General features: G+C 35.0%; 13 protein-coding genes and 1 tRNA gene. 12 read left to right on the forward strand and 2 right to left on the reverse strand.

Translation table 11 applies throughout. From position 1 onward, the window contains the following. Positions 1-28 precede the first annotated feature (28 nt). The 9 genes from gspG to KO527_RS18025 all read left to right on the forward strand — a co-directional run bounded on the left by gspG (position 29) and on the right by KO527_RS18025 (position 6266). Positions 29-457: a type II secretion system major pseudopilin GspG gene (gene gspG / locus KO527_RS17985; RefSeq protein ID WP_216041654.1), complete on the forward strand. Its 429-nt coding sequence runs from the start codon at positions 29-31 to the stop codon at positions 455-457. Positions 458-528: 71 nt separating this feature from the next. After that, the gene (gene gspH / locus KO527_RS17990) at positions 529-1116 is read left to right on the forward strand and encodes a type II secretion system minor pseudopilin GspH (RefSeq protein ID WP_216041672.1); all 588 of its coding nucleotides are present in this window, start codon (positions 529-531) and stop codon (positions 1114-1116) included. Next, positions 1113-1490 carry a type II secretion system minor pseudopilin GspI gene (gspI, locus tag KO527_RS17995; protein ID WP_216041655.1) on the forward strand — a complete coding sequence of 126 codons (378 nt, stop codon included), beginning with the start codon at positions 1113-1115 and terminating at the stop codon, positions 1488-1490. The genes gspH and gspI overlap by 4 nt, the downstream gene beginning before the upstream one ends. A 5-nt stretch (positions 1491-1495) precedes the next feature. Continuing rightward, on the forward strand, positions 1496-2125 hold the full coding sequence (gene gspJ / locus KO527_RS18000; RefSeq protein ID WP_216041656.1) for a type II secretion system minor pseudopilin GspJ: 630 nt from the start codon (positions 1496-1498) through the stop codon (positions 2123-2125). After that, positions 2112-3104, forward strand: coding sequence for a type II secretion system minor pseudopilin GspK (gspK, locus tag KO527_RS18005; RefSeq protein ID WP_216041657.1), 993 nt, complete (start codon positions 2112-2114; stop codon positions 3102-3104). Before gspJ ends, gspK begins: the two co-directional genes overlap by 14 nt. After that, positions 3097-4320 (forward strand): type II secretion system protein GspL, encoded by a 1224-nt coding sequence (gspL, locus tag KO527_RS18010; RefSeq protein WP_216041658.1) that lies wholly within the window; start codon positions 3097-3099, stop codon positions 4318-4320. Before gspK ends, gspL begins: the two co-directional genes overlap by 8 nt. Before the next feature lie 16 nt (positions 4321-4336). Beyond that, positions 4337-4807 carry a type II secretion system protein M gene (locus KO527_RS18015; protein WP_216041659.1) on the forward strand — a complete coding sequence of 157 codons (471 nt, stop codon included), beginning with the start codon at positions 4337-4339 and terminating at the stop codon, positions 4805-4807. A gap of 2 nt (positions 4808-4809) precedes the next feature. Further along, the gene (locus KO527_RS18020) at positions 4810-5589 is read left to right on the forward strand and encodes a type II secretion system protein N (RefSeq protein ID WP_216041660.1); all 780 of its coding nucleotides are present in this window, start codon (positions 4810-4812) and stop codon (positions 5587-5589) included. A gap of 53 nt (positions 5590-5642) precedes the next feature. Further along, positions 5643-6266: a UPF0149 family protein gene (locus KO527_RS18025; RefSeq protein ID WP_216041661.1), complete on the forward strand. Its 624-nt coding sequence runs from the start codon at positions 5643-5645 to the stop codon at positions 6264-6266. 152 nt (positions 6267-6418) lie between these two features. Here the strand turns inward: KO527_RS18025 and KO527_RS18030 are convergent, their stop codons facing one another. Both KO527_RS18030 and KO527_RS18035 read right to left on the reverse strand, forming a co-directional pair. Next, a complete protein-coding gene (locus tag KO527_RS18030; protein ID WP_216041662.1) occupies positions 6419-6835 on the reverse strand; it encodes a nuclear transport factor 2 family protein in 417 nt (138 codons plus the stop codon). Positions 6836-6934: 99 nt separating this feature from the next. Then, positions 6935-7711, reverse strand: coding sequence for a hypothetical protein (locus tag KO527_RS18035; RefSeq protein ID WP_216041663.1), 777 nt, complete (start codon positions 7709-7711; stop codon positions 6935-6937). 322 nt (positions 7712-8033) lie between these two features. Between KO527_RS18035 and KO527_RS18040 the strand changes: the two genes are divergently transcribed. The 3 genes from KO527_RS18040 (at position 8034) to nusG (ending at position 9170) form a co-directional block, all read left to right on the forward strand. Beyond that, positions 8034-8110: transfer RNA gene (locus KO527_RS18040), tRNA-Trp, on the forward strand. A 120-nt stretch (positions 8111-8230) separates the two neighbouring features. Then, complete coding sequence (gene secE, locus KO527_RS18045; RefSeq protein WP_042150058.1) at positions 8231-8608, forward strand: preprotein translocase subunit SecE; 378 nt, start codon at positions 8231-8233, stop codon at positions 8606-8608. Positions 8609-8612: 4 nt separating this feature from the next. Continuing rightward, positions 8613-9170 (forward strand): transcription termination/antitermination protein NusG, encoded by a 558-nt coding sequence (gene nusG / locus KO527_RS18050; protein ID WP_042150060.1) that lies wholly within the window; start codon positions 8613-8615, stop codon positions 9168-9170. Positions 9171-9338: the final 168 nt, after the last annotated feature.

Consider the following 9338-nt stretch of genomic DNA (forward strand, 5'->3'; position numbering starts at 1 on the left):
TAGAAATTTCAAAATTTAGAGGTAAACAATGAGAAAGCAGTCTGGTTTTTCACTATTAGAAGTAATGGTAGTTTTAGTGATCATAGGCATGATCATGGCGATAGTTGCACCAAATATTATGGGCCAGCAAGAAGAAGCTGCAGTTGATAAAGCGCATTTAGATATTCAGCAGTTAGAAGATGCAATGGCAATGTATAAATTGCGTAATAAAGTATACCCGTCAACAGAGCAAGGCCTTGAAGCATTAGTGACTGAAACTGATGTAGAGCCTTTACCGAGACGTTTTCCTGAAGGTGGTTTTATCGATAAATTACCAGAAGACCCTTGGGGTAACCCTTACCAGTTGGTAAGTCCAGGTGAAATTGGTAAAATTGATTTATTTTCTATGGGTCCTGACGGTGAGGTAGGAACAGAAGATGATATTGGTAACTGGGATGAAGAAGATTCAGGGCACTAATACAGCTTTTGGAAAAACAGTTGTTTAACAAAGCTAAAGCCAAAAAACATACATTAAAACCATGCACTAAAATGCATGGTTTTAATCGTTTTCGACAAAAAAATACTGGCTTTAGTTTAATTGAAATTATGGTTGTATTAGTGATTATTGCATTTGCCACTAATATGATGATTTATAATCTTGGCGGCGACCAAGAAGACGAGTTAGAAAAGTCAGCGGTTAAAATGAATACCGTGATTAATTTGGCTGCAGATTACGCTGTTTTAAATCAGCTTGAATTAGGTTTTCATTTAGATAAAGGCATTTTAGAGTTTCTCGCATTTGATGGTGAAAAATGGATACCACTAACAGGTAATAAGGTTTTTAAAGCAGTTAAATTTCCTGAATTTTTAGATGTAGAATTACAACTAGATGATTTACCTTGGGCAGAAGAAAATTTATTAGAACAAGTCGATTGGCGTGAACTAATGGACACTGAAGATGAAGAAAGCTTTTTAGAACTTGAAAAACTAAAAATTCCACAAGTGATATTGTTATCTTCAGGTGAAGTGAGCCCTTTTTCACTTTCACTTTCATTAAAAGAACAAGCCGAGCCAACCTTTTTTATTCAAGGTGAATTCATGGCTCCGGTTATATTCAAACGAGAGCCTGAACTATGAATAAGAAAAGTTTAGGTTTTACCTTATTAGAAGTCATGGTTGCATTGAGTATTTGTGCTATGGCGGGTATCGCTGCCATGCAAGTCGCTGGTCAACATATTAATCACCTTTCAATTGTTGAACAACAAGCTTACGCCTCTTGGGTTGCTGAAAATCAATTAGCTGAAATTACCTTAAGTGATAAGTGGCCACCTAAAAATAATAAAAAAGGCAACCAAGAACAAGCCGGACATAAATGGTATTGGCAGCAAAAAGTCGTAAAAACAGAAACAGCAGATTTTTATCAAGTAACAGTAATTGTATTTGAAAATGAAAAATATCAAGAAGCTGTGTACGAACTTAATACCTATGTCACTAAGAGTAATTCCAAGTGAATAGTTTGAAGTCATACTCAAAACAAGTCGGTTTTACCTTACTAGAAGTTATGGTTGCTTTAGGGATTTTAGGTTTTATTGTTGTCGCAAGCCACCAAATTTTAAACACCGCCATTTTAACTAATGAGACTTCAGAACAAACAATTGCGGAGCTTAATAGCTTGCAAACAACATTTAGATTAATGGATCAAGACTTTAGTCAAATATCTAAGCGTATGGGGCGAAATGAGTCGGGTGAACGTATCGAGCAATATTTAATTGCAGGGCGATATTTGATGAATAGTCAATATGATGGTGTCGCATTTGTACGAGATGGTTGGCGAAACCCAGCTAACTTATTACCTCGCAGTGAGCTTCAAGCAATAGGCTACCGAGTTGTTGATGATAAGTTAGAGCGCATATATAAAGTTTATATTGATAGCTTAGATGATACAAAGTCTCGTAGTCATGTTTTGATGGAAAATGTAGAAGAGTTTACTCTGACATACCGCAATGATAAAGATAAATGGCTCGAAGCATGGAAAGCAAAGTCATTGCCAAGAGCTGTGAAGATAGAATTAAAACTAAAAGATATTGAGCCGATCTCTCGGATATTTTTAGTACCTGGGACTGGAGTTGTTGATGAAAAGAAATAACTCAGGTGCAGCACTTATTATAGTATTGTTTGTGGTTGCTCTTGCAGCAACTTTAGCTGTTGAAATGAGTTCTCGTATGATGGTACTTGTTAATAAAAATAGTATTTTACAAGAGCACCAACAAGCAAAATGGTATGGTTATGCCGCAGAGGCATTAGCTAAGCAGGCATTAATTCAAACCAAAAAAGATGATGATAAAGTTGTTCATTTAAAACAAGCTTGGGCGCAAGAAGAAGCCACTTTTCCAGTTGATGGTGGCACGATCAGCGGTAAAATTTCAGATTTGCAAGGTTGTTTAAATTTAAATGCATTTAGGGCTAAACCTGAAAATGGTTCAGCTGATAAAGTACCTGAAGTACATGGTGTTTTTTTAAGGTTATTAGACAAGCTGGATGAAGAGGACACCCTACCAATAGAAAACTCTCAAGATGAACTGGCTGATGCTTTATTAGATTGGATTGATGAAGACGATAATCGTAGGCCAGAGGGCGCTGAAGAAGATGAATATTTATCTCGTGAAATACCTTACTTAACAGCCAATCATTTTTTAGCTTCTATATCAGAGTTACGTACAATCAAAGGTTTTAACCCTTTAATTGTTGAAAGATTATTACCTTATGTATGCATTATTCCTGGATCAGATTTATTTGAAATTAATGTAAATACAATCTTGCCAGAGCAAGCAAGTTTGTTAGCTGCATTATTAGATACAGATACAGGCACTGCGAATCAAATTATATCTGAGAGAGAACCTGAAGGTTGGACTGATATTAATAAATTTATGAGTGATGCTAATGAAAAGTCAGGTAAAAAATTAAAAAAAGATGATAAACAGTTTGTTATAAATAGTGAATATTTCCAACTGGTAGCAAATACAACATTTGCAGATAGTCGATTTAAAATGACATCTACGATGAAAATAAAAGATAATAAAGTCAGTATATTGGCTCGTAAATTTGGAGGTGACGTAGATGAGTGAAACTCTAATAATACGTTTAGGTCATAAGCAAACAGATAAATTACATTGGTTAATTTTCTCTGATGCAGAACAGGAAATCATAGCCAGTGGTGAATTAGCAAATGCCAGTGAATTAGCGAGCTTAACTGATAAGGCTGACAGTCGTCAGTTAGTGGCTTTGTTACCTGCATCTGATGTGCAATTAAAAAAAGTAATATTACCCGCTAAATGGAATCGTAAATTACAACAAGCTTTGCCTTATATTATTGAGGATGAGTTAGCGTGTGATTTAGATGATTTATTCATCGCTATAGATGAGCCTTTCCAAGAGATTCAAAACGAAGAAACAAAGCATGGTATTAAAGTTGCTATCTTAAATAAGGCGTGGTTTGAGGCTTGGCTTGAATGTTTATCTAGTTATGAGCTTTCACCACAAAAAGTGATCCCTGATGCCTTATTATTACCATTTGAAGCTGATAAAGCGTCTGCAATCTCATTAGATGATAATTGGCTTGTTAAAACAAATGAATGGCAAATTGCGCAAGTAGAACCTATATGGCTAAGTGCCTATATAGGCGCAGCTAATATTGAGACTTTAGTTCACTTCAGCCCAAGTGAGCAGTTAAGTGAGATTAGCAATTTAAATTTGGTGTCTAATGAGTCACAATTTGATTTACCTTTAGCTATATTTACAAAGCAATTAACTCATAATCCCTTTAATTTACTGCAAGGGGATTATCAAGTTAAGAAACAAAAAAATGTAGTAAGACCTGCGTGGCGTGCGCCAGCAATTGCTGCATCAATCGCTTTGTTGTTAACCTTAGGTTTAAAGGGATTTCAGGCTTATCAACTAGATCAACAAGCTAACTTAGCTAAGCAAAATGTAATTGACCAATATAAGTCGGCTTTTCCAGGTACAAAAGTGCGCCCGCACTTAATTAAAAAACAGCTAAGCAATCGTTTAAAGCAAGTCGAGGGTGGTAGTGATGCTGGTTTCTTAGAGCTTATGAATGATTTGGTGATCGTATTTAAAGAAGTCGATAATTTTGCTCCAGACTCATTACGTTATGATCAAAAGCGCAATGAAATAAGATTAAGAGCGAAAGGCAAAGACTTTCAAACATTTGGCAAGGTTAAGTCTATCTTAGAAAATCAAGGTTTAGAAGTATCTCAAGGGTCGCTTAATAATGATGGTGATAATGTTGTTGGTGAAATTAAAATTAAACGCCAGTCGTGAGCCAGGAGAATAGAATATGAAAGCAATGTTGGAATATTGGCAATCACTTAAAGAGCAAGAACAAAAACTGTTAATGATCGCTGGCGGTATATTTGTACTTTTTGTATTTGTGATGGGAATTTGGCGTCCTTTAAATAATGCGATAGAGGCATCATCAAAAGAGTTAAAAAAACAACAAGATTTATCTGTTTGGATGCGCTCTAGTATTGCAAAAATTAAACAAGCGAACCCTAAAGCAAGCATGAGTTCAGGAAGTTTAAGTCAGGTTGTTAATAGTACGCGTAATAAATATCAGATCTCTATCAGTAAAATGCAACCAAAAGACAATACACTTAGGTTAACTGTAGAAAGTGTAGAGTTTAATAAGTTAATTGACTGGCTAACATTATTAGTTGAAAAACATCAGATCACGATTGTAAAAATTGATATGAGTAAAGATGATAATACAGGTTACGTTAAAGTTAGTAGCTTAGTTTTAGAGAAGTAATAATGAAAAATATAAAAAAGACAATTGGTTTAACCTTAGTATTATTAATCACATTTTTTATTTTTGTTTTGCATCTGATGCCTGCAAATGTAGCTGTATCGATCGCTAAACCTTACTTACCAAAACAACTTAGTTTAGGAGCTGTATCTGGTTCAATTTGGCAAGGTTCAGTATCACAGGTGCAGTTTAAAGATAGAAATCAAACACTGGTATTAAATAAATTAAGCTGGACACTTAGTGCAACTTCATTGCTCACAGCAAATTTAGTCGCAGATATAAAGTTTGGTAATATTCGTCAAAAAGAAGAATATTCAGGTAAAGGCAATATTAAGTTTGGTTTATTATCAAACGAGCTTACCGTGACTAATGCTAATTTAAGAGCACCTATTACACAACTAATGGCGCAAGCTAACTTACCTTTGCCTATTAATGCTAAAGGTCGTGTGACAGTAAAAGTTAAAGAATATCAATTAGGCCAACCTTATTGTAAAGCGTTAAATGCAGATATATCAACGCAACAATTACAAATTCAAGGGTTATCCGGTTGGTTTGCGATTGATGAGATTGCAGCTAAAGGAAAGTGTAAATCTGGCAATATTACATTTGCGGTTAATAAAGAAAATGACTTAGGTTTACAGCTTGATATTGTATTAGCTGCAAAAAATAAATTAACAGTTGATGGTTTTATAAAACCAAAAGCGAATATGCCAAAAGATGTACATGATGCGGTTAAATTTTTAGGCCGACCTGATCCTCAGGGCCGTTATAAAGTAAGTTTATAATTATATAACCTGAATTAAGGTTAAAAACTTAAAAAATAAGATAAAGGTGATACTTGCAAGAACTTAACTTAACAGAAACAGAATTAAATTTATTAGCCCAGTGGTTAACTGGGGATGAAACTTCAGCTAAGGCGATGAATTTACCCTGTGTTGAAGGTTTTCTATTTGCACTTATTTGTGCACCAGCACCTGTTGAAGATGAAGTTTGGTTAAATGAAGTGTTAGCAGGTGACTTATCAACACTGTCAGATGATAAATTATTTGCACTTATGTCACTTTATAATCATTTGAGCACAGATATATTTGAAACCGGATATCAACTTCCTAAATCACTGATTATTGATGGTAATGTCGCTGTTAATTTTACACATGACAACGCATTGCATAATTGGAGTAAGGGGTTTGCGCGTGGTGTAGGTTATGCCGGCGATTTGCTCAATTGTGAGAATATTGATATCGAACTGAGATCTGCTTTTGCTATGGCGATTAGTTGTTTAAGCTTTTTTGCTAATGAATCAAGCGCACAGCAACAGGCTCAAGAGCAAAATATGCATTTAGAAACTATGAGCCAACAAATGTTTGAATTGATGCCTGACTTCGCTACAGGCTTTGCTGAGATAGTTGAGGCTATGGCTGTAAGTAGTGGTTTATTTAATGACGAGGGTTGGGATGAGTAATCACCAATCTTAGATCAGAACATTACAAAGCGGAGCATATGCTCCGCTTTTTTATGTAACAAGTGAGATAAAGCTTCTCGCGGCTGAAGTCCCGCCTACTAATTTAAACTAATTTCGATAGTTAAGTGACCAGTTAATTAACAGAAATGGTATTAGCTACTGTGATCTATAACAATACGCCATTCATTGTTAATTTTTTTCCAATATAGTGAATAATAACCATTTGGGTTATCGGCTTTTCTTTGTAAAGACCACTTACCTAAAACAAATGCAGAATCTCCATCAACGTTTACTTCTAGTACATCAAATGTTAATTGACCCATGGTTGCTTTATCAGGATACGTCTTAATATAGTTTTTTAACGTATTCTGCCACCCATATTTAATGCCATTCTTACCAACAAACTTTAATTCTTCTGATTGCCAATAACCTTGCATATATTGCTTAATATCACCTTGGTTCCATGCATCTTGCTGCATTGCCATTACTTTTAAAATATCTTCTTTGCCTGTACTGGCATTAGCAAGCTGACTTATAAATATAAGGCTTATTAAAATTAATTTTTTCATAGTTGCATTTTTATTTAATTATGTGGATAAAATATACAGTCAGATTAACTTGATATATAGATAAGTAAACAGTTATTTCAAGATTAAAGTCATACAAGATTAAAAACGTGTACTGACCAACAAAGTAGCTGATTTTATATCGTTATTATCATCACCTAATCTAGTGCCTAACCCAAAGCGAATTGAAGCCAGATCGCCAAACCAGTATTCGGTTTGAAGTTCTACATTGTTATTATCAAAATCATCCATTTCAATACTTGAAGAAAGAGAAATGCTCCATTGTTTATTAATATAATAAGCAGCTTGGGTTTGGATATACTCTTCTTTACCTGAGTATTGTTTTAGCTCTAAATCCCAGCCTTGATTTTGTTCAATGTTAGTCCATCTGACATAGGGGCCTACAGTAAATTCACTATTTGAAGAAGAATGATATGATTCATATTCTTTTTCATAATTGTAAAAAACGCTGATACCAACTTGCAGTGTATCAGTTAACTTTTTACCTAAAGTAACAGCAGTTTCGTAAAATTTTTCATTGCCATAAAAAGTGACGTCTTGTATATATTTGATATAGCCACTGACTATTAAGTCATCTTCAAGGAATTTTTCGCCTTGAATAGCCAAATGATCAACATCATCGATACTAAAACCGGAGACTGAAATAGAATCTATTTGATTCAAATAAGGTATTAACTTATGTGGACCATCTTTTTTGATAAGATCTTCAAAATAAAACCTGTATCGCATACCAAAAAATCTATCATCAAAATCTCTAATATCAGAAAACCCAATATCAAATTGATGGTGAGTGGTGTCTTGTGCCGAGCTGTTAAAGCTCATTAACAATGCGATAGAGGTCAAGCTAAGTAGGCGCATAATACTTCCTTGTTGTGGTTTAGTATTATTTTAGGGACTTGCCTTTGTTAAGTCATTCACTATAAAGTAAAAAAGTGTAGAAAGGCGTATTCAAGAAAAATTGATGAGTAGTTTAAATATGCTTAATAAATAATGAGCAATGAGAGATATTAGCTATTTAGGATGGTAAATATAACTACATGAGTAGGTTATACTCGATTTTTCTAGCCTAAAGATGGGTTAAAATCGAAGTTTTTAATAATAATTACATATAAAAAGCAACTTGATCATCTTTTACTCTTGTTTTCACATGCTTCCTCAGTATAATGTCAATCCACTTTGCAGGGGCGTAGTTCCAATTGGTAGAACAGCGGTCTCCAAAACCGATGGTTGGGAGTTCGAGTCTCTCCGCCCCTGCCATTTATTAAACCAGTCTGAACTTAATAGCCGGTTTTTAATAGCACGTTATTAAGTTTAGATTTAAAGGAATTACCCTGCCAGCGTGCAGGGTTGTTGTGTCTGTTATTAAGGTAAATAATTATGAGCACTAAAGTGGAAACCCCGTCTAGTTCGATGGATCCTATTAAGTGGATTTTAACCTTTGCTCTGCTTGGCGGTGCTGTGGTTGGAAACTACATGTTAGAAGATCTATCAGTATTGATACGTGCGATTGGCGTAGTTGCTGCTGTAGCTGCTGCAATGGGGATTGCATCACAAACTCAGAAAGGACAAGATTTCATTGTTTTTTCAAAAGAAGCTAAATTAGAAGTGCGTAAAGTGGTGTGGCCAACACGCCAAGAAGCAATTCATACAACAATCATCGTAATGATAGCAACAGTTGTAATGGCATTAATCCTTTGGGGTCTTGATGGTATTTTATTTAGAGTTGTTGGCTTTTTAACTGGCTTGGAGATCTGATCCTATGACGGATGAGAATAAAGAATTAAAATTTCGTTGGTATGTAGTTCAAGCTTTTTCAGGCTATGAAAAGCGTGTAAAACTGACTATTGAAGAACATATCAAACAAGAAGGTTTAGAAGACCTTTTTGAAGAAGTACTAGTACCTACGGAAGAAGTTGTTGAGATGCGCGCTGGTCAAAAACGCCGCTCAGAACGTAAGTTTTTCCCTGGATACGTTTTAGTTAAAATGGCTATGACTGATGCTAGCTGGCATTTAGTGAAAGGCACAGAACGTGTTATGGGCTTTATTGGTGGTACAAAAGAACGTCCTGCACCAATCAGCCAAAGAGAAGCTGATAAGATTCTTAACCGTTTAGAAGAAAATGCAGATTCACCTAAGCAAGCTACTATGTTTGAACCTGGTGAAGTTGTACGTGTTATTGATGGTCCATTTGCTGACTTCAACGGTGTTGTTGAAGAAGTAGATTATGACAAATGTCGCGTAAAAGTTTCTGTTCTTATATTTGGTCGTTCAACGCCTGTTGAACTTGAGTTTAGCCAAGTAGAAACAGATAAATAATAAAAGCACGCTTTTATTATTTTAAAAAGCACAGCATTAGCTGTGCTTTTTTGATCTAATAGATTAATACCTGCTACTTTGTAATATATTTCAAATTTAACTTTTCATTTTCGCTTGTGCTCATCAGACTGATGATATTAACCTGCTTTACCAATACCAATACCAATA

Source organism: Pseudoalteromonas sp. C2R02 (assembly GCF_018860845.1).
In the GTDB taxonomy this organism is placed as follows: Bacteria; Pseudomonadota; Gammaproteobacteria; order Enterobacterales; family Alteromonadaceae; genus Pseudoalteromonas.